The 598-nt window shown below is 50.7% G+C and carries 1 protein-coding gene; it reads right to left on the reverse strand.

All coding sequences use genetic code 11. The annotated features are described in order from the left end of the window. Nucleotides 1–598, reverse strand: a 598-nt coding sequence (locus AC4PRO_RS18215) for an AMP-binding protein (protein WP_492118405.1), incomplete at both ends; no start/stop codon positions are given.

Below are 598 nucleotides of genomic sequence, written 5' to 3' on the forward strand. Positions count from 1 at the left end.
TTACCATTACTTTCGGTGCTGCATCTGTCAGCATATGTGTCAACCGATCTGCCGGATAATTGGGGTCAAGTGGTAGATAAGCGGCTCCTGCTTTTAGCACAGCGAGAATGCCCACAACCATTTCAACAGAACGAGGCAAGGCTAGCGCAACCATTTGTTCCGGTGCCACGCCTTGAGCGATCAGTAATCTGGCAAGCTGATTGGCTCTTGCATTCAGCTCCCTGTAATTCAAGGTGATATCCTCACAGGTCATGGCAGTCGCTTCCGGATGAGCCGCTGCTTGTATTTCAAAGCGCTCGGCTATGGTCAGTTGTGCATCCTCACTCAGCGTAAAGGACCATTCTTTTTCAAGCTGGGCCTGCTCTGTTGGGGTCACGACATGAAATCTGCTGATTCGCTCATCCAACTGCTGCACTGCATCTTCAAGCACCTGCATCAATCGGACCACAAGTTCACCTGCAGTAGACTCCCGGAAGAGATCTGCACTATATTCCAGCACACCTTCAATTCCGCCTGGAGACCCGTTATGCTCACGCTGCTCTGTCAGCTCAAGGGTTAGATCAAATTTGGATGAACCCACACCATGAATGCGGGTTTC

Source organism: Flavobacterium sp. DW-iso2 (assembly GCF_058725285.1).